Origin of the sequence: Flavobacterium coralii (assembly GCF_019891545.1) — a bacterium.
Taxonomy (GTDB): Bacteria; Bacteroidota; Bacteroidia; order Flavobacteriales; family Flavobacteriaceae; genus Flavobacterium; species Flavobacterium coralii.
Map to the genome: position 1 here is coordinate 462,005 of NZ_JAHDIU010000001.1, position 18,174 is coordinate 480,178.

Annotated in this window: 19 protein-coding genes; 9 read left to right on the forward strand and 10 right to left on the reverse strand. The window is 40.4% G+C overall.

Annotated elements, in window-relative coordinates:
- Window positions 1-60 precede the first annotated feature (60 nt).
- The gene (locus KJK34_RS02135; RefSeq protein ID WP_223052195.1) at window positions 61-2,244 is read left to right on the forward strand and encodes a T9SS type A sorting domain-containing protein; all 2,184 of its coding nucleotides are present in this window, start codon (window positions 61-63) and stop codon (window positions 2,242-2,244) included.
- A 52-nt stretch (window positions 2,245-2,296) separates the two neighbouring features.
- Here KJK34_RS02135 and KJK34_RS02140 read toward each other — a convergent pair whose 3' ends face one another.
- From KJK34_RS02140 to rlmD, 3 genes are read right to left on the reverse strand one after another with little or no spacing between them, the layout of a single operon-like run.
- Entirely contained in the window at window positions 2,297-3,067 is a 771-nt protein-coding gene (locus tag KJK34_RS02140; protein ID WP_223052196.1) for a DUF6048 family protein, read from the reverse strand.
- Window positions 3,033-3,563: a DUF6452 family protein gene (locus KJK34_RS02145; RefSeq protein ID WP_223052197.1), complete on the reverse strand. Its 531-nt coding sequence runs from the start codon at window positions 3,561-3,563 to the stop codon at window positions 3,033-3,035. The genes KJK34_RS02140 and KJK34_RS02145 overlap by 35 nt, the downstream gene beginning before the upstream one ends.
- A gap of 15 nt (window positions 3,564-3,578) precedes the next feature.
- Window positions 3,579-4,994: a 23S rRNA (uracil(1939)-C(5))-methyltransferase RlmD gene (gene rlmD, locus KJK34_RS02150; RefSeq protein ID WP_223052198.1), complete on the reverse strand. Its 1,416-nt coding sequence runs from the start codon at window positions 4,992-4,994 to the stop codon at window positions 3,579-3,581.
- 64 nt (window positions 4,995-5,058) lie between these two features.
- Here rlmD and KJK34_RS02155 point away from each other — a divergent pair, with 64 nt between their 5' ends.
- The 7 genes from KJK34_RS02155 (at window position 5,059) to KJK34_RS02185 (ending at window position 9,878) form a co-directional block, all read left to right on the forward strand.
- A complete protein-coding gene (locus KJK34_RS02155; RefSeq protein ID WP_223052199.1) occupies window positions 5,059-5,622 on the forward strand; it encodes a DUF1697 domain-containing protein in 564 nt (187 codons plus the stop codon).
- Between the two features lie 89 nt (window positions 5,623-5,711).
- Window positions 5,712-6,128 carry an OsmC family peroxiredoxin gene (locus KJK34_RS02160; RefSeq protein ID WP_223052200.1) on the forward strand — a complete coding sequence of 139 codons (417 nt, stop codon included), beginning with the start codon at window positions 5,712-5,714 and terminating at the stop codon, window positions 6,126-6,128.
- A gap of 83 nt (window positions 6,129-6,211) precedes the next feature.
- A complete protein-coding gene (locus KJK34_RS02165; protein ID WP_223052201.1) occupies window positions 6,212-7,180 on the forward strand; it encodes a helix-turn-helix transcriptional regulator in 969 nt (322 codons plus the stop codon).
- Between the two features lie 143 nt (window positions 7,181-7,323).
- Window positions 7,324-8,571, forward strand: coding sequence for an ornithine--oxo-acid transaminase (gene rocD, locus KJK34_RS02170; RefSeq protein WP_223052202.1), 1,248 nt, complete (start codon window positions 7,324-7,326; stop codon window positions 8,569-8,571).
- Between the two features lie 30 nt (window positions 8,572-8,601).
- A complete protein-coding gene (locus KJK34_RS02175) occupies window positions 8,602-9,063 on the forward strand; it encodes a DUF5362 family protein (RefSeq protein WP_223052203.1) in 462 nt (153 codons plus the stop codon).
- 91 nt (window positions 9,064-9,154) lie between these two features.
- Window positions 9,155-9,334: a hypothetical protein gene (locus tag KJK34_RS02180; protein WP_223052204.1), complete on the forward strand. Its 180-nt coding sequence runs from the start codon at window positions 9,155-9,157 to the stop codon at window positions 9,332-9,334.
- Complete coding sequence (locus tag KJK34_RS02185) at window positions 9,327-9,878, forward strand: DUF8465 domain-containing protein (RefSeq protein ID WP_223052315.1); 552 nt, start codon at window positions 9,327-9,329, stop codon at window positions 9,876-9,878. Before KJK34_RS02180 ends, KJK34_RS02185 begins: the two co-directional genes overlap by 8 nt.
- A gap of 59 nt (window positions 9,879-9,937) precedes the next feature.
- Here KJK34_RS02185 and KJK34_RS02190 read toward each other — a convergent pair whose 3' ends face one another.
- Entirely contained in the window at window positions 9,938-10,927 is a 990-nt protein-coding gene (locus KJK34_RS02190; RefSeq protein ID WP_223052205.1) for a hypothetical protein, read from the reverse strand.
- A gap of 85 nt (window positions 10,928-11,012) precedes the next feature.
- Between KJK34_RS02190 and KJK34_RS02195 the strand changes: the two genes are divergently transcribed.
- Window positions 11,013-12,137 carry a cysteine desulfurase family protein gene (locus KJK34_RS02195; protein ID WP_223052206.1) on the forward strand — a complete coding sequence of 375 codons (1,125 nt, stop codon included), beginning with the start codon at window positions 11,013-11,015 and terminating at the stop codon, window positions 12,135-12,137.
- A gap of 63 nt (window positions 12,138-12,200) precedes the next feature.
- Here the strand turns inward: KJK34_RS02195 and KJK34_RS02200 are convergent, their stop codons facing one another.
- The 6 genes from KJK34_RS02200 to uvrA all read right to left on the reverse strand — a co-directional run bounded on the left by KJK34_RS02200 (window position 12,201) and on the right by uvrA (window position 18,128).
- Window positions 12,201-12,881, reverse strand: a complete 681-nt coding sequence (locus KJK34_RS02200) for an OmpW/AlkL family protein (protein WP_223052207.1) — start codon at window positions 12,879-12,881, stop codon at window positions 12,201-12,203.
- A gap of 108 nt (window positions 12,882-12,989) precedes the next feature.
- Window positions 12,990-13,358: a VOC family protein gene (locus KJK34_RS02205; RefSeq protein WP_223052208.1), complete on the reverse strand. Its 369-nt coding sequence runs from the start codon at window positions 13,356-13,358 to the stop codon at window positions 12,990-12,992.
- 2 nt (window positions 13,359-13,360) lie between these two features.
- Entirely contained in the window at window positions 13,361-13,855 is a 495-nt protein-coding gene (locus KJK34_RS02210) for a DUF1572 domain-containing protein (RefSeq protein WP_223052209.1), read from the reverse strand.
- Between the two features lie 29 nt (window positions 13,856-13,884).
- Window positions 13,885-14,442 (reverse strand): J domain-containing protein, encoded by a 558-nt coding sequence (locus KJK34_RS02215; RefSeq protein ID WP_223052210.1) that lies wholly within the window; start codon window positions 14,440-14,442, stop codon window positions 13,885-13,887.
- 28 nt (window positions 14,443-14,470) lie between these two features.
- Entirely contained in the window at window positions 14,471-15,217 is a 747-nt protein-coding gene (locus KJK34_RS02220; protein ID WP_223052211.1) for a hypothetical protein, read from the reverse strand.
- 121 nt (window positions 15,218-15,338) lie between these two features.
- The gene (gene uvrA / locus KJK34_RS02225) at window positions 15,339-18,128 is read right to left on the reverse strand and encodes an excinuclease ABC subunit UvrA (protein ID WP_223052212.1); all 2,790 of its coding nucleotides are present in this window, start codon (window positions 18,126-18,128) and stop codon (window positions 15,339-15,341) included.
- Between the last annotated feature and the right edge of the window lie 46 nt (window positions 18,129-18,174).

Sequence of the window (18,174 nt, forward strand, 5' to 3'; positions counted from 1 at the left end):
AGCGGGGGGCTTTTTATATTTATAAATATTGTATCTTTTCCATTTTAAAACCAACCACTTATGAAAAAAATTCTACTCTTTCTATCATTATTTTACGGAAGTACAGCATTTAGCCAGACTGTAGCCAACACCCCACCGGATATTGTGCATTGTAATCCTAATGTTTTTATGGATTCGGCGCCACCGGTAGATTTGACTCAGCAGACACCACTCATTTTAGGAGGGCTTAATCCTTCAATGTTTACTGTCAGCTATTATGAATCTGAAGCAGATGCGGAAGCTTCGGTAAACGCCATTCCTCAACCGGAGCAGTATACTGTACCCGCTATTGTGCCTGGGTATGTGACTATTTATGCGCGTGTAGAAAACAACAATGATGAGAGTTATATGATAGTTAATTTTACAGTTACGGATGTAAGCTTATATGCAATGGAACCTACTCTGATAGTTTGTGAAGGATATGATGTACCTGAACTGAATATCGGAGAATTTTATTCTGAGCCTGGAGGGCAGGGTACAATATATGGTTCAGGTACTATAGTACCTCAATTTACACATTTATACGCCTATGCCGAATATGAAGGATGTATATTAGAGTTTGATTTTATTGCACAGCCTGATTTTGTACATTTTGATGGGCCTTTAGAACCGCTTACAGGTTGTGACGAAAATATGGATGGTATTGCATTGTTTAACCTTGCATCGCTTATAGAAGGTATAAACGGAAACAATCAGTGGATTATGGTAACATTCCATCAGACGTATGCTGATGCTGAGGATGGTGTAAATGCAATAGCCACTACATCAGCCTACCAAAACATATTACCATATAACGAGACAATATATGTAAGAAAGTATGATGGCACCTGCCATTCTGTTACCTCTTTAGAGCTTATTGCCGGAGATTGTGAAGGTGCAAGTGTTACAGGTATGGTTACATATGACCTTGGTAGTAATGAATGCAATACAGGTGCTGTAGGCGCTCCGGGCTTACCTGTAAGCTTTAATAACGGCATTACAAATTATGTTGCATTTACGGACAGCAACGGAAATTATGGGTTTGTGAATGTACCTGAATTAGAGGGCACACTTACTGTAGGGCAGGGCGGCACATTCCCCTTTACCACAACGCCGGGAAGCTATACTTTATCACCTGAGGGAGAGGAACAAGGTTATAATTTCTGCCTTTCGGCAGAAGATAACAGTACCAATATATCTGTAACAATGGTGCCGATGGGTAATGCAATACCCGGTTTTGATGCTTATTACCAATTAGTAATACAAAATACAGGCAGCACTCCTGCAGGCGGCACTATAACCATAACCTTTAACGATGCAAGCCTTACCTTTAATTCTTCAAGCCCTGCAATGTCACCGTCAGGCAATGTGCTGACCTATAACTTTGCCCAGCTTATGCCATTTCAGTCTGTAACGGCAGCTATTAACTTTACAGTATTTACGCCTCCAACAGTAAACGGCGGAGATATACTTGAGTTTACAGCAGCACTATCGGGAACAGATGATATAGCAGATGATAATGTTTCAATAGTAAACCAGACTGTTGTAAACTCATATGACCCAAATGATATTACTGTTCACGAAGGTGCTTTTATAAGCCCAGAGCAGGCAGAAGGTTACCTGCATTATACAATAAGATTCCAGAATGAAGGTAACGGCAACGCCATAAATATACGAGTAGATGACATGCTGGATGACAATTTAGACTGGGACACCTTTCAGCCTGTTGCTTCAAGCCACAATATGCAGACGATGCGTACAGGCAATATGGTACAGTTTTATTTTAATAACATAAACCTTCCTTACACAGATGCAGATGAAGCGGGAAGTCAGGGATATATCAGCTACAGGATAAAGCCTGTCAGCAACATAGCAGAAGGAGATATTATTATGGCTTCAGCAGGTATTTATTTCGACTTTAACCCTGTAGTGCTTACCAACACTACTACAACAACTGTGCAGACGGCTGCTTCGGCAAAAGATTTTAATAACACGGCTTTTGTAGTGTATCCTAACCCTGCATCAGGAACAGTTTCTATACTGGCTGAAAACCTTACAGGAGAAGCAGATGTAGTATTTACAGATGTATTGGGTAAAAAAGTATTAATTGCAAAAGTAGCGGGTAATACAAATTCGATAGACATTTCCTCATTACATAGCGGCATGTACTTTATAAGGATAAGTACAGAAGGCAAATCTTCTACCCAAAAACTGATAATAAAGTAAAAATAAAGCTTGCAATACTAAAAGCCCTTTTGTAATGTGCAAAGGGGCTTTTTTATGGAGTAGTTTTTTCTGCGGGTTTGGCTGCTTTCTTGTAAAGTGGTATAAAATAAGAAACAGTATAGTTAAACCCTGCGCCAAAGCTGCCTGCATAGGTGCGGTTATAACCGGGTATATACAGGTTATCAAAATTATCGGGCTTTTTGTTTGCGAACAATAAATTCAGCCTAACGCTAAACCCTAAAAAAAGATTATCAAAAACTTCAGCTTTAACACCGCCTACAACTTCAGCCCAGTGTGCATTAAGGCTGCTATACTCTCTGCCCGATATCACTGTTACCTCATCAAGATAACGTACATTACCATCTAAAATCCGGTTATCATATATTTTGTAAGAGTTCAGTGTCTGGCTAAATGAAGCTATGCTATAGCGGAAACCCACATATATCATATTCTCCATATCAAGCCAGTTTTCATAGGCATTATAATCAAAGCCTACTTTTAAATAGCTGCCTGATGCCGTAAAATTTAACTGCCTGTCATCAATGGTATAATCTTCATTACCTATTTCTGCCGCTGCATAAAGCTTTTTACTCAGCCTGTAATCCCCAACTATCTCAAGGCCCCTGTAATCATCGGTATAGAAGCCTTTTGCAATCTTATTAAGATCTACACCTAGGCGTAATCCATACCGCTCACTTTTAGCAGCAGGCACTGCAGTCTCGGCAGGGGCAACAGTATCTGTTGCTACCTGCGCTGACCCCTGCATGGCAGCAAGCATAATGCCCAGGCTAGTAAAATATTTTAATATGCTCTGTGTTCTCATCTTCAATATTGCTTTCTATAACCTGTATTTCTTGAATCCACAGGTTATCTGCAGGTATAGTGTCTGTTAGTACAGGGTTTGGCTCTTCGTTAGTATTTTCTTTAAGATAGAAAAGGGATTTAAACCCACACGCCCTCGAAATGTAAACCTCATTGTGGGTATATTTAAATTCAATATAGTCGGTATTATAATTTAAGCCGCCGCCGGGCGCGTTTGTAACCAGTGTAAAGCCCCATCTTACAGATTCTGCATCTGCTCTTAGCGGTACTACTAAACTGTCAACAGCCACAGCATCCCTGCCTTCAATGCTGTCACCTTCCATAAATTGCAGTATCCTGCCGCTTTTACGTACTTCCTGGTTATCGGCATTATAAAAAGTGACAATCATGTTGGGAGTAGTAGGGGTATCTTCAGCACATATATCGTCTTTCTCACAGCTCCAAAAGTAGGTAGCTATAACTGTAGCGATAATTGCAGTAATAATAATCTTTTTCATAGCGGTTGTGCCGTGTTATTTTCTTTTTTCTAAAAGTACAACATTTTCTACGTGGTGCGTTTGCGGAAACATATCTACAGGGCGCACACGGGTTACTTTATACTGTTCATCCATCAGGGCAAGGTCGCGAGCCTGCGTAGCCGAGTTGCAGCTTACATATACCACACGCTCCGGAGCTATATTTAATATTTGCGCCACAACATCTTTATGCATACCATCACGCGGAGGGTCGGTTATTATAACATCGGGCCTGCCATGAGTAGCGATAAACTCTTCGTTAAAAACCTCTTTCATGTCGCCTGCAAAGAACTCGCAGTTCGTAATGGCATTGCGCTTAGCGTTCTCTTTTGCATCGGCTATGGCTTCGGGCACTGCTTCTACACCAATTACCTTACTTGCCTTTTTAGATACAAACTGCGCAATAGTACCCGTACCGGTATAAAGGTCATAAACCAGTTCGTTACCGGTTAGCCCTGCAAAATCTCTTGTAATTTTATACAGCTCGTAAGCCTGGTCTGAGTTAGTCTGGTAAAAAGATTTGGCATTAATGCTGAATTTTAAACCTTCCATTTCTTCCAGTATATAATCCCTGCCTTTGTAGAGTATGATATCCTGGTCGTAAAGCGTGTCGTTTGCCTTTTGGTTCACCACATACTGTAATGATGTAATTTCGGGGAAACGCTCAGCAAGAAAGTTGAGCAGCAATTCTCTTTTCTCCTTGTCGTCATCATAAAACTGTACCAGTACCATTATTTCCCCTGTGCTTGCCGTGCGTATCATAAGCGTGCGCAGTAGTCCGCTGTGCTCGCGGGGGTTAAAAAAGCTCAGGTCATTTGCATTTGCAAAATCACGTATTTCATTCCGTATTGCATTACTTGGATCTTCCTGAAGGCTGCAATGGGTAATATCAAGAATTTTATCCCACATCCTTGGTATATGAAAGCCAAGTGCGTTTGCATTATCTATTGTAGCTCCGCTTGCAATTTCTTCTTCCGTCATCCAACGGCTGTTAGAAAAAGAAAACTCCATCTTGTTGCGGTAAAAAAAGCGTTTCTCGCTGCCCATTATCGGTTCAAACTCCGGCATCTCAATTTTACCGATGCGTTTCAGGTTGTTATAAACTTCCTGGTTCTTGTAAAAAAGCTGCTGGCTGTAGGTCATGTTCTGCCATTTGCAGCCCCCGCACGAGCCAAAGTGGGCGCACACAGGCACAGTGCGGTGCTCTGACAATTCATGGAATTTTATAGCACGCCCCTCATAATAGGCGCGTTTCTTTTTAAGTGTTTGCACATCTACCACATCTCCGGGTACAACATTAGGTATAAAAATTACCTTTCCATCCGGCGCTTTTGCTACAGAAACACCTTTTGCGCCTGCATCCAGCACACTTACATTTTCAAATATGATCTTGTCTGATCTTTTTCTTCCCATGCGGCAAAAATAAGCTATTGGTAATTAAATATGAATAAATTTGCATGTAACCTTTTTCTATAGTATGCAAAAATACCTTGCTCTTTTTCGCGGAATAAACGTTAGCGGTAAAAATATCATTAAAATGGAAGGCCTGCGAAAGGTTATGGCAAATGCAGGATATACAGATGTAGCTACCTACATACAAAGCGGTAACGTAGTTTTCATAGCGACTGAACCTGATAAAGATATAGTAAGGCAGCATATAGAGGCATTGGTAGAAAAAGAATATAACCTTAGTATTGCCATTTTTATATTTGATGAAGCTGATATGCATAGGGCATTGTTCTTAAATCCGTTTGCAGGCCCTGATGACATAGAAGAAGGCATTAAAAAGCTGTACGTTACTTTTCTTTCCGGCATTCCTGAAGCAGGTTATTATGAAAAGCTGTTACAGGCGCCAATCGGTGAAGATGAAATAGTACTTAAAGATGATATTTTATATTTTAAACTTGCAGGAAAGGCATCTGATTCTAAGCTCTCAAATAACCTTATCGAAAACAAGCTTAAGCTGCGCGCCACCACACGTAACTGGAATACCACAATAAAACTTTATGGTATGCTTAAAGAAACCGGAAGCAAATCATAAGTTTGTGTTAATGGCAGTTGTTTGATAATGAGTTTTATATCTTATTTATTAATTTTAAATAACAGATAACAAAACAACAAACAATTACCATGAAAAGAAATGCAACCGCAGTTTGGGAAGGTTCCCTTAAAGAAGGTAACGGCAAACTTACCACAGAAAGTAACGTTTTAAGCAACACACAGTACTCATATAAAACCCGTTTTGAGAGCGGCAACGGTACCAACCCCGAAGAGCTTATAGCTGCTGCACACGCAGGCTGCTTTACTATGCAGTTAACGGCATACTTAAACGAATCAGGGTACAGGGTAGCATCGTTAGAAACAAAATGTAATGTAGATTTCCAGAACGGCAGCGTGGTTAGCAGCCACCTTTCTGTTATCGGCAGGGTAGATGATATATCAACAGAGGCGTTTCAGCAGCACGTACAGAAGGCAGAAAAAAACTGTCCTATATCAAGACTGCTTAATACCGAAATTTCATCTCATGCTACTTTAGTAAGGAGTTAGTTATTCGATTTCATATTTTGTGATAAGCCCCTTTATACAGGGGCTTTTTTTGTTATTTTTGGAGTATTGCTAAAGATAAGGCCATGAACCGTTTTGACAGGATAACCGCTATACTGATACAGCTACAGTCTAAAAAAGTAGTAAAAGCGCAGGATTTAGCCGAAAGGTTCGGCATAAGCCTTAGAACGGTGTATCGTGATATCCGTACCTTAGAAGAGGCAGGTGTGCCGCTTTATGGCGAGGCGGGTGTAGGCTATTCTTTAGTAGATGGCTACAGGCTGCCGCCGGTTATGTTTACACCCGAAGAGGCTATGGCTTTCGTTACTGCAGAAAAGCTCATGGAAAGGTTTACAGATGCTGCGCTTCAGCAAAATTACACTTCGGCTATGTTTAAGGTAAAGGCTGTTTTGAGGGGTTCCGAAAAAGACATGGTCGCAAATTTAGAAGAGCTTATTGAGGTGAAAGACCAAAAACGCAATAAGAACTTCCCGGCCAACACGCTGGATGTACTGCTTAAAGCAATAGCCGAAAAAAAAGCGGTAGAGATGGAATACCGCGCGTTTGGCAATGATGCAAACAGCAACAGGCTTATAGAACCCATTGGTATATTTCATGAAAACGAAAACTGGTACACCATTGGCTTTTGCCATTTAAGGGATGAATACAGGCAGTTCAGGATAGACAGGGTGCGGGCTATAAAATTGACTGATATACAGCAAAAAGAACGCGAAACCCTTAAAGAATACAGGAACAAAGAGCAGTTAAAGAATATGCACTGCCTTAAAAAAGCTGTTATACGGGTAGATAAAAACATTGCGATGTACCTGCAGGAGCGCAGGCATTTTTTCGGTTTTGTTGCTGAAGAGGAGAAAGAAGACTGCATTGAGATGACTTTTTTAACAGCATCATTAGATGAGGGGCTTGCACGGTGGGTACTCTCTTTTGCTGATTATGCTGAAATTTCAGAACCTCTGGAACTTAAAGACAGGATAGTGGAACTTACACAAAAAATTGCTGATAAAATGACAGCTGCCGCTGCAATAGCAGGATAATTGGTTTATAATCCGATTGCATTTAATGTAAAATAAACAGAAAATTATTTTATTTTTAGTAATTTGCACGCATGAATCGGATGATTTCTCTCCTATAATAAAGAAGGAATTACTTTTTAGAAAATTATAATTTCGGAATTAAAATGTCGGTATTAGAAAAAATGACTTCGGCAGATGCCATTGCCCTTGAAGATAAGTACGGAGCCCATAACTACCACCCGCTGCCTGTAGTGTTAAGCAGGGGAGAAGGTGTATATGTGTGGGATGTGGAAGGTAAAAAATATTATGATTTCCTTTCTGCCTATTCAGCAGTAAATCAGGGGCACTGCAACCCTAAGATTGTAGGTGCCATGATGAATCAGGCACAGACACTTACTTTAACTTCACGCGCATTTTATAACGACCAGCTTGGGCACTATGAAGAGTTCATTACCCAATACTTTGGTTTTGATAAAGTGCTGCCAATGAATACAGGCGCTGAAGCTGTTGAAACTGCAATAAAGATATGCCGCAAGTGGGCTTATGAGCGTAAAGGTATTGATGAAAAGCAGGCAAAGATTGTGGTGTGTGAGAATAACTTCCACGGGCGTACAACAACTATTATTTCTTTCTCTAACGATGAAAATGCAAGAAAGAACTTTGGACCCTATACTCCGGGATTCATTAAAATAGCTTATGATGATATTGCTGCGCTTGAAGAAGTGCTTAAGAATGATAAAGATATAGCAGGTTTCCTTGTAGAGCCTATTCAGGGTGAAGCAGGTGTTTATGTACCATCTGAAGGGTATCTTGCAAAAACAAAAGAATTGTGTGAACAACATAATGTACTTTTTATTGCAGATGAGGTGCAAACGGGTATTGCGCGCACAGGTAAACTCTTAGCATGCCATCATGAAGATGTGCAGCCTGATATCCTTATTTTGGGTAAAGCGCTTTCGGGCGGGGCATATCCTGTTTCGGCTGTACTTGCCAATGATGAGATAATGAATGTAATAAAGCCGGGACAGCATGGCTCTACTTTTGGCGGTAACCCTGTTGCTGCCGCTGTAGCCATAGCCGCCCTTGAAGTTATTGAAGAAGAAAAGCTTTCGGAAAATGCAGAAAAGCTGGGTAAACTGTTCCGCGAAAAAATGAATGAGTATATACAAACCAGCAATATTGTAACATTAGTAAGAGGTAAAGGCCTGCTTAATGCTATTGTTATAAACGATACCGAAGACAGCTCTACTGCATGGGATATATGTATAAAACTTCGCGACAATGGTTTGCTGGCCAAACCTACGCATGGTAATATTATACGCTTTGCTCCGCCTTTGGTTATGAATAAAGAACAATTGCTGGAGTGTGTTACAATTATAACAAACACATTGAAAGAATTTGAAAACCAATAAGTAATCACTAACCAATTAATACTTTATTTTATGGAAAACAATTCCGCTTTTGATTCTTTCGAACTGCAGTTAACAGAATCTGCAAAACTATTTTTAAGGGAAACAGCCAAATGGGGTAGGTTTCTGTCTATTGTGGGCTATGTGGTAATAGGTCTTATGGTGCTTGGCGCTTTTGCAATGTTTGCTTTAGGAGGCGCTATGGAGAGTTTAGCAGGTGGCATGGGCGGTGGCATGATGGCTTTGGGCGGAACTGCTTTAGGCATCATTTATCTGCTTATTGCATTGCTTTACTTTTTCCCGGTCATGTACTTATACAAATTTTCTACTAAAACATTAGCTGCTTTTAACACCAACAATACAGAACAGCTTACAGATGCTTTTGAAAACCTGAAGTCGCATTACAAGTTTGTAGGTATACTTACTGCAATTGTGCTTGGTATTTATGCGTTATTCTTTATATTAGGTTTATTTGCTGCGCTGGCTGCATTTTAATCAGTTATAATATTTACAATATACAATCCCCGTGAGTGCATTACGGGGATTTTTGTTTCTATTTTTTTAAATTTGCCCTTAAAGTACAGCTATGAAAACCATATATATAATTATAATGTTTATTGCGGCCTTTGTGGCCTTCTACCAGCAGAGCCTGCCAAAGCCAAATATGGTTATTATGGTTGTTGCGATAGTTGTTTTTATGCTTTTGCTGATGCGCCTTATGAGTAAAGTACCCAATAAGAAAAAAGATGAAAGTGATGATGTATAAGCCCGGAGATAACGTTAGTGTACTTGATGACGCCTTTAGCGGAAAAGTAAAAGGTTATAAAAAAGGACGTGTGGTTATAGAAACTTCCGAAGGGTTTGAGCTTGACTTTGATGAAAATGAGCTTATAAAAATTTCAGATACGGGCATGACCGGCCTTTTTAGCGGTAAAAGCCCTAATGCGGTATTAAAGGAAAAAGAACAACCTGTAAAGCGCAATTTTACTAAAGAAAAACGCACTAAAAAGGAAGGTTTTGTACTGGAAGTAGATTTGCATATAGAAAAGCTTGTACCTAACAAGAAAGGTATGAGCAACTATGATATTTTAACCCTGCAGATGGAAACTGCCAAACGCCAGCTCGATTTTGCAGTAAAGAACAGAATGCCAAAAGTAGTTTTTATCCACGGTGTGGGTGAGGGGGTGCTAAAGGCAGAACTTGACTTTCTTCTCGGGCGCTATGAAGGCATCAGTTTTCAGGATGCAAATTACCAGAAATACGGGCTTGGCGCTACAGAGGTATATATAAAGCAGAACCCAAACCGCTAAATGTAAAAAAGCTGTTTCAAAATTTTCTATAATAAGAATTTCGAAACAGCCTCATAAATTTAATTTGTTACATAAGTACCTATAAACAGGCCATTAGCGGGTAAAGCATTACGTGCTTCCTGCGTCAGTAAATCAACAAGTCTTACGCTTTGATTGCTGTCTGTTTGTGTAAATACTATGTTTTTCAGCCATATTTTGTGGTTAAATGTACCGGGTGTTACGTCACTCTCTGTTGTTTCTACAATTACATTACCTGCAGATGCCCTCCAGCGTTGCTGCACCACAGGGCTTATAGGATCAATAATCGAACATATATTGCTTTCTGTAGCATTTCCGCTGTAATATTCCAGATACAATTCAAACGCGTCTTCGGCAGATGCAAGGTCAATAGTATTTATATCACCATCTGTATTATCAAAAACATTTGCCGGAAAATCCATAACTACAGCTTCGCGCCCGCTGATGCGGTACACAAGCCCATTTTCATCACAACCCTGCACAGAAGTTTGTTCAGTAGTTGTAAAGTTAAAGCCAATACCCAGCGTAGTTACAATATCGCCAAAAGTTCTGTTTTGTACCACAATACTGCTTTCGCCACGTGCAAAAGTTACATTCTGTAAAGTTATAGTGTGGGAGTAACCTGTTAGTTTACCGTCAGTATTAACATTATCGTCAGTAAATATGGTTATAGTACCTGTGCCTTCCCACTGTTCTGTAACATTTGGAGATGTAGGCGGTACATCACTGCAAAAAAAGCTTCCTGCCCCTACAGGTACTTCAGAGCTGTAAGCCCTGTATATTAAATCTCCGGCTGCCAGGTTTACTTCGCGTACAATAAACTGTCCGTTGTCATTAGTCTCCGGAATAAGGTTAGAAGGTGAAATTTCAAGTATATAAGCCTGCGTGCCATCTACACGGTAATATATATTGCTTTCAGGGCAGTTAACCGCATCACCGGGCTCCAGGTTAAACTCATTAAAAGAAATATCGCCATCATCGCAGGCTGTCGCTAAAACAATTGCGCATGCAATTGTAAAAAACTTTTTCATAGGATAAATTTTAAACAAAAATAATGTTTTTAGCCGCTTTTGCGCAAAACATAATTACATTAACTTTTTAAGTAATTTTGCAGAGATGAAAAAAGCCTATTTAGATAATGCCTCTACCACTGCACTGCGCCATGAAGTAATTACAGAAATTACTAATGTATTGCAGGAACAGTACGGCAACCCGTCATCTACACACAGTTTTGGGCGATCGGCTCGCGTTGTGCTCGAAACTGCCCGCAAAACAATAGCTGCTTTATTAAACGCCGAAGCCCGCGAAATTATTTTTACATCCGGCGGTACCGAAGCTGATAATTTAATACTACATAGTGCTGTAAAAGATTTAAAAGTAAAAAGGATTATTACAGCTAAAACTGAGCATCATGCAGTACTTACCACTGCTGAAGCACTACAGTCGCAATATGGTGTAAGGGTAGATTATGTATTACTTACGCAACATGGCTATCCTGATATGCAAAACCTGCGTGAGCTATTGCAGGAAGAGATACCCACGCTGGTATCGCTTATGCATGTAAATAATGAAACCGGGGTTGTTTTTGACCTGGATGCAATAGGCAGTCTTTGCAGTGAGTATAAGGCATGGTTTCATTCTGATACCGTACAGTCGGTAGGAAAAGAAATATTGGATTTAAATCTCCTGCCAGTTGATTTTATAACGGCAAGTGCACATAAATTCCATGGGCCAAAAGGGGTTGGTTTTGCCTATATAAGAAAAGGCAGCGGGCTTAAAGCCATGATATATGGCGGTGAACAGGAAAAAGGGCTGCGTGCCGGTACAGAAGCTATACACCAGATTGCGGGAATGGCTAAAGCTCTTGAACTTTCATATAAAAACCTTGAGCAGGAAAAAGCACATATAACATCATTAAAAGAATACCTCTTGCAGCAGCTTGGCAGCGCCATGCCGGGCTATAAGCTTAACGGTGGTAACAACACATTTTATAATATTGTGAATGTGTTACTTCCGCTTGCGGAAGAGGTAACAGCCATGATACTTTTTCACCTTGATATGAAGGGTATTGCGGTATCGCGTGGCAGTGCCTGCCAGTCGGGTAGTGTAAGGCCATCTCACGTTTTGCAGGAAATACTTCCGCAGGAAGAAATTAAAAAGCCATCGCTGCGCATTTCGCTTAGCCACTTTAATACAAAAGAAGATATTGACCTGCTTATCTCGGCGTTGCAATCGCTGTAAACACGGAGAGCTGCCCGGTTGGAACGGACAGCCCTCAAGCATCACTAAAACCAAAATTGGGAATTAAAATTTCATGCCTACACCAAAGCCCACAAGCCAGGGGTTAATATCTACCTCGGCAGGTATTTTAAGGCCGGGTGCCAGGTTAGAGCCGTCAACAGTTACATCTGTAGAAAGGAACAGTTTTTTTACATCGGCATTTATAAAGAACTTGTCGTTCAGCTTAAGGTCAAACCCTAACTGAAACGCATAGCCAAGTGCGTTGTCATACTCCACATCTTTAACCACATCGCCTTCATCCACACCATAAAAAATAGTATAGTTAATACCCGCACCCACATAAGGCTTAAAGTAATCGCCTGCATAAAAGTGGTATTGCAGCGTTAAGGTTGGCGGCAGTAGGTAAACACTGCCCAAATCTACATCGGCTTTTGTGGGGCCGCCAATGGCTGAAATATCAGAGCCTGTGGTATTAACATCGTGCTTGGTTGTGCCAAGTATAAGCTCGGCAGCAATATTTTTAGTGAAGAAATAAGTAAAATCCACTTCAGGAATAAACGATGTCGAAATTTCGGCATTACCGCCTATAATGCCTACAGAGGCGTCTTCATCGGGCGCTACGGCAACACCGCGAAGGCGAACCTGCCATTTTTTAAAATCGTTTGTCTGGTTATCTTCCTGAGCATTTAATGCGTTTGTGCTGAATAGTGCTACTGCCATTACAGCCAGAACTATTTTTTTCATGTTTATTGGTTTTTAAATTACATATCAAAAGTATGTAAGATAAAAACCACAAAAACTGATTTAAATCATAGTTTAAAAACTATTTACGGTTATTATAAATGGTAGTGATTATAATGCTTTAAACTCGCCGAAATGCCATAAAATACCTGAAGGATCGTGTAAAAAACACTCTTTGCCCCAATCCAGTTCACGAATGGGTATAATGCGCACACCCTCATATTTTTCAGGCAGGTTTAGCTTAACCAGTTCCTCCCAAAAAGCGGCTACGTCGGCTACCTCCATAAAGAGCATAGTGTTATCTACCCAGTCTTTTACATAGGCATCCTGAAGATAAAATGCCTGGTTACCGGCTTTAAATACCGAAAGGTTATGCGCAAGTACATTTTCCTCAAAACCAAGGTCGCGGTAAAAGCTGCGCGATGTAGTAAAGTCTTTAGAGCCAATAAAAGGTCGGATTGATTTGTAATTGATTTTCATGGTTAGTAGTGTAGTTTGTGATTATTTTCACGTATCAGTTTCTTTAAAAACGTTATCTGCCCTAAATGATAGTGCGTATGCTCTATAATACCGAAAAGGTTACGGTAGTAATTCCCATATTTTGCATCTTCAAAAACTGTTGGCAGCTTTGCATCAGGAAGCTGTTCTGTAAGCTGGGTAAATACTTCAACATCAGCCCATATACTTTTCAGCATATTTTGCCAGTCTTCTTCTGACTGTATTTGCGGATGGTTAAAGCTCAGTTTGTCGTTACCGTCAAGCGGCCCGCCCTGTAATACCTGCTTTACCACTTTTACAAAATATGCTATATGGTAGGTTAACATTGCAATGGTATTGAAGGAGTGTACCTGAGCAAGTGCTTCGGTATGGGTAACATCTGAAAGCGTGTCTTTAAGGTTTACGCACGTCCAGTTACCCCCAAAGAAAACTTCCCTGAAATGCTTGGCAATTTGCGCTGAAGTGGCTGTTGCTTCCATAAACTTTTTGTGTAGTAAAGTAGTAAAAATTATTTACAGCTCTTGTTATGCAATACTGTTATTTTTTTGAGCAGCCTCGGGTTGCCATTAGCCAGTGCTGTAAGTTTTTCGGCGATAACGGATTTGTGTTCATCACTTAAGAAGATTCCGCACACCAGCACTTCATCTATTATCAGGCTGTTATTGGCTATTTCTTCGGCTTTGATGAGGAAATCAATAGTATCAGAAGTTAGTAAATCAGTTACCAGCTTGTACAGTAACTGCTCGTTAACTATACCGCCCGAATTAAATATCTTGTTCTTTATCTTTTTAAACAGCAACAAAATTCCCGTTGGTGTGTGTCCCGAAGCCGATGTCGGGGCTTTATACTTTTTCTGGTAGCCACAGGCATAATCATAGGCATCGCGTTTAACGGCATCACCAAGTATTATGTATGACTCTGATATTTCTTTAAAGCGTTCCTCACTGAGGCTGTCCCCATTGTTTTTATCCGGATGATACTGCACCGCCAGCAACCTGTAGGCTTTTTTTATTTCTGCCGGGCTGCAACCGGGTTCAACACCTAATATTTGATAGTGGTTTTTCAAAAAGATCTTACAAATTTTTCTTAATTAGCTACCACTTATCATCAATTGATAAATGTTTCCTTATCATCATTCTCAATTTTTTGATATCCTCAGCATGTTTAAATCTCAAATTTTCAAACCTTTTTACAGATGATTTAATTGAGTAATCCTTTTTAGTATCTATATTAAAAATTTCATATTCAATAACTTGCGGTATGACATTGAAAAAATTGTGTGCCATATTTTCACCAATTCCGTCCAAAATTTTTACAATATCGTTTGTCAAAAAAGGATTAGTACTTTTATCTTTTAAATTTAATATAAATTGCCATGATCTTTTGGTAATAATTATAGTGCGATTATTTTTTACATTTGAATATAATAAATCAAACTCATAAAGATTACCTTTAATCATCTCAAATCCTGTTAGACTTTTATCAGAATAATCATACCACCCAGCAATATTATTGTTCATTTCTATGTATAAATCTGAATCTACATCAATATTCATTAACTCCTCAGATCGCAAAGTCAAATATAAATTATAACGAAAGACGTTATAGTAATCAATAGCTGTATCAATATTATGTCCATCATTACTAATAAATTTTAAGAAATCTGTCAGTATTTGTATTTGAATTTTAATAATTTCTGTACGTTTTGGTTGTAATATAGTTGCCTTTGCTCTTCTATAAGTTAATATTGCTATTGTTGACGCAATACCCGTAAAGAGGATTGTACATATATCCTTAATCCAACCAATATTATTATTTAAATATGTTGTTATATTTGACATTATTTATTGGAATATTGATATATAAATATAAACCGAAGCAGCTCACACCACTTCGGTTATAAATGTATAAAATTATTTTTATGGATTAAACAACCTGAAACTTTAAACCTGAAACAAAAACTTACAACTTCTCCCTCAAATACTCCCCTGTAACCGATTTAGGATTTTTAGCCACTTCTTCAGGGGTACCAAAAGCAACCAGGTGACCACCGTTCTCGCCGCCTTCAGGGCCTATATCAATAATATAGTCGGCGCATTTAATCAGGTCGAGGTTGTGTTCAATCACCACAATGCTATGCCCTTTATCCAGTAATGCCTCAAAAGAAGCCAACAGCTTGCGTATATCATGAAAATGCAGTCCCGTAGTTGGTTCATCAAAAACAAATAATACTTTGTCTTTAGTCGCACCCTTAACCAGGAAAGAAGCAAGCTTAATGCGCTGCGCTTCGCCACCCGAAAGGGTAGAAGAGCTTTGCCCTAACTGCACATAACCCAAACCAACATCCTGTAACGGTTGCAGCTTTTGTATTATTTTGGCCTGTTTGTGCTCACTGAAAAATGCTACGGCATCATCTATGGTCATGGTCAGGATGTCGTCTATATTTTTACCCTCAAAGGTTACTTCCAGTATTTCCTTTTTAAAACGCTTGCCGTGGCAGGTTTCGCACTCCAGGTGCACATCGGCCATAAACTGCATTTCTATAGTTACCTCGCCTTCGCCTTTGCAGGTATCGCAACGCCCTCCATCCACATTAAACGAAAAGTGTTTGGACTGGTAGCCGCGAAGTTTAGACAGCTTCTGTTTCGAGAACAAGTCGCGTATATCGTCATAAGCCTTAATATAGGTTACCGGGTTAGAGCGCGAGCTGCGGCCTATGGGGTTCTGGTCTACGTACTCTATATGCTTAATGTGCGAATAGCTGCCCTGCAACTCGGTAAACTGCCCTGCTTTTTCGCCCACGCCTTCCAGCTTTTTTTGCAGCGCGGGGAAAAGTATCTTTTTTACCAGCGTACTCTTACCGCTACCCGAAACCCCTGTAATTACCGTAAGGCAGTCTAACGGAAAGGTAACATCTATATTTTTAAGGTTATTTTCCCTTGCGCCTACTACATCAATGTGGTGCTTAAACTTGCGGCGTTTTTTGGGTACAGGTATCTCAAAGTCGCCGTTAAGGTATTTTGCCGTTAACGAATCTGACTGCAGTATTTCATCATACGTGCCCTGCGCTACCAATTGCCCGCCATAAGTACCTGCTTCGGGGCCTATATCAATAATCATATCGGCGGCTTTCATTATATCTTCATCGTGTTCTACCACTATAACTGTGTTGCCCAGGTTGCGAAGGTTTTCCAGTACTTTAATAAGCCTTTCGGTATCTTTAGGGTGCAGGCCGATGCTTGGCTCATCTAATATATACATAGAGCCTACAAGGCTGCTGCCTAATGACGTAGCAAGGTTAATGCGTTGGCTTTCTCCACCAGAAAGGGTAGAAGACCTGCGGTTTAGTGTAAGGTAATCGAGCCCTACTTCCTGCAAAAAGCGCAGGCGGTTATTAATTTCAAGCAGTAGCCTGTGTGCTACTTTTTCGTCATATTCATTCAGCTCTATTCCTTTAAAGAAGTCGATAAGGTTCTTTATAGGCAAATCGACAAGGTCAGATATGGTGCGCCCGCCAACTTTAATGTAATTGGCCTCGGGGCGCAGGCGTTTACCTTTGCACGTTGGGCATTTTGTTTTGCCACGGTAGCGCGAAAGCATTACACGATTTTGTATCTTGTAGTTCTTTTCTTCCAGTTCGGCAAAAAAGTCATTAAGCCCGGTAAAGTATTTATTACCTGTCCATACAAGATGCTTGTCGGCATCCGAAAGTTCAAAATAAGGCTTGTGAACAGGGAAGTTAAACTTATGGCTGTTGTTTACCAACTGGTCGCGGTACCACCCCATGCTTTCGCCACGCCACGGGAATATCGCATTTTCATAAACAGATAGTGCCGTGTTGGGTATTACAAGCTCTTCATCTATACCTATAATACTGCCGTAGCCTTCGCAGGCAGGGCAGGCGCCATAAGGGTTATTAAAGCTGAACAGGTGCACATTCGGTTCAAGGAAGTTCATTCCATCCAGCTCAAACTTATTACTAAAGGTAAGCCTGTTACCTGTGCTTACTTCCTGCAGGTACAGCTCGCCTTTACCTTCATAAAAAGCAGTTTGTATGGCATCGGCAAGCCTGTTGTAAAACTCTTCTTCGTCTTTAACAACAATACGGTCAACTACAAGCAATACTTCTTTGTTGATAAAGTCGGTACCCTCTATTTCATCTAAACGCAATGTCTCGCCATCGGCAAGGATACGGGCAAAACCCTGTTGCAGCAGTATGCCCAGCTTTTCTTCTATAGTGCGGCCTTTCTCAATATGGACAGGCGCAAGCAGCAGCCAGCGGCTGTTTTGCTCAAAGCCTTTAACCTCGTTTACTACATCGGTAACCGTGTCTTTTTTTACCTCACGCCCTGATATGGGGGAGTAAGTGCGGCCCACACGCGCAAACAGCAGCTTCATGTAATCATAAATCTCGGTGCTGGTGCCGACTGTAGAGCGTGCGTTGGTAGTGTTTACCTTTTGCTCTATGGCAATGGCAGGGGCTATGCCTTTTATATATTCTACCTTTGGCTTATCTAACCTGCCCAGGAACTGGCGTGCATAACTGCTAAGGCTCTCTACATAGCGGCGCTGGCCTTCGGCATACAGCGTGTCAAACGCGAGACTCGACTTTCCTGAACCGGAAAGCCCCGTTACCACCACCAGCTTATTACGCGGAATGGCAACATCTATATTTTTAAGGTTGTGCAGTTGCGCCCCTTTTATCAGTATATTTTTTTTGGGTTCGAGTGCAGATATATCAGGTGTTCTCATAGCAAAAATGTAATGTGCAAAGATACGGTTTTCAGCCTGAAATTTT

What these genes read in the sequence shown, in the direction of transcription:
- KJK34_RS02135 (WP_223052195.1), top strand. Translation starts at nt 61, where the DNA reads ATGAAAAAAATTCTACTCTTTCTATCATTATTTTACGGAAGTACAGCA.
- KJK34_RS02140 (WP_223052196.1), bottom strand. Translation starts at nt 3,067, where the DNA reads ATGAGAACACAGAGCATATTAAAATATTTTACTAGCCTGGGCATTATG.
- KJK34_RS02145 (WP_223052197.1), bottom strand. Translation starts at nt 3,563, where the DNA reads ATGAAAAAGATTATTATTACTGCAATTATCGCTACAGTTATAGCTACC.
- rlmD (WP_223052198.1), bottom strand. Translation starts at nt 4,994, where the DNA reads ATGGGAAGAAAAAGATCAGACAAGATCATATTTGAAAATGTAAGTGTG.
- KJK34_RS02155 (WP_223052199.1), top strand. Translation starts at nt 5,059, where the DNA reads ATGCAAAAATACCTTGCTCTTTTTCGCGGAATAAACGTTAGCGGTAAA.
- KJK34_RS02160 (WP_223052200.1), top strand. Translation starts at nt 5,712, where the DNA reads ATGAAAAGAAATGCAACCGCAGTTTGGGAAGGTTCCCTTAAAGAAGGT.
- KJK34_RS02165 (WP_223052201.1), top strand. Translation starts at nt 6,212, where the DNA reads ATGAACCGTTTTGACAGGATAACCGCTATACTGATACAGCTACAGTCT.
- rocD (WP_223052202.1), top strand. Translation starts at nt 7,324, where the DNA reads ATGTCGGTATTAGAAAAAATGACTTCGGCAGATGCCATTGCCCTTGAA.
- KJK34_RS02175 (WP_223052203.1), top strand. Translation starts at nt 8,602, where the DNA reads ATGGAAAACAATTCCGCTTTTGATTCTTTCGAACTGCAGTTAACAGAA.
- KJK34_RS02180 (WP_223052204.1), top strand. Translation starts at nt 9,155, where the DNA reads ATGAAAACCATATATATAATTATAATGTTTATTGCGGCCTTTGTGGCC.
- KJK34_RS02185 (WP_223052315.1), top strand. Translation starts at nt 9,327, where the DNA reads ATGTATAAGCCCGGAGATAACGTTAGTGTACTTGATGACGCCTTTAGC.
- KJK34_RS02190 (WP_223052205.1), bottom strand. Translation starts at nt 10,927, where the DNA reads ATGAAAAAGTTTTTTACAATTGCATGCGCAATTGTTTTAGCGACAGCC.
- KJK34_RS02195 (WP_223052206.1), top strand. Translation starts at nt 11,013, where the DNA reads ATGAAAAAAGCCTATTTAGATAATGCCTCTACCACTGCACTGCGCCAT.
- KJK34_RS02200 (WP_223052207.1), bottom strand. Translation starts at nt 12,881, where the DNA reads ATGAAAAAAATAGTTCTGGCTGTAATGGCAGTAGCACTATTCAGCACA.
- KJK34_RS02205 (WP_223052208.1), bottom strand. Translation starts at nt 13,358, where the DNA reads ATGAAAATCAATTACAAATCAATCCGACCTTTTATTGGCTCTAAAGAC.
- KJK34_RS02210 (WP_223052209.1), bottom strand. Translation starts at nt 13,855, where the DNA reads ATGGAAGCAACAGCCACTTCAGCGCAAATTGCCAAGCATTTCAGGGAA.
- KJK34_RS02220 (WP_223052211.1), bottom strand. Translation starts at nt 15,217, where the DNA reads ATGTCAAATATAACAACATATTTAAATAATAATATTGGTTGGATTAAG.
- uvrA (WP_223052212.1), bottom strand. Translation starts at nt 18,128, where the DNA reads ATGAGAACACCTGATATATCTGCACTCGAACCCAAAAAAAATATACTG.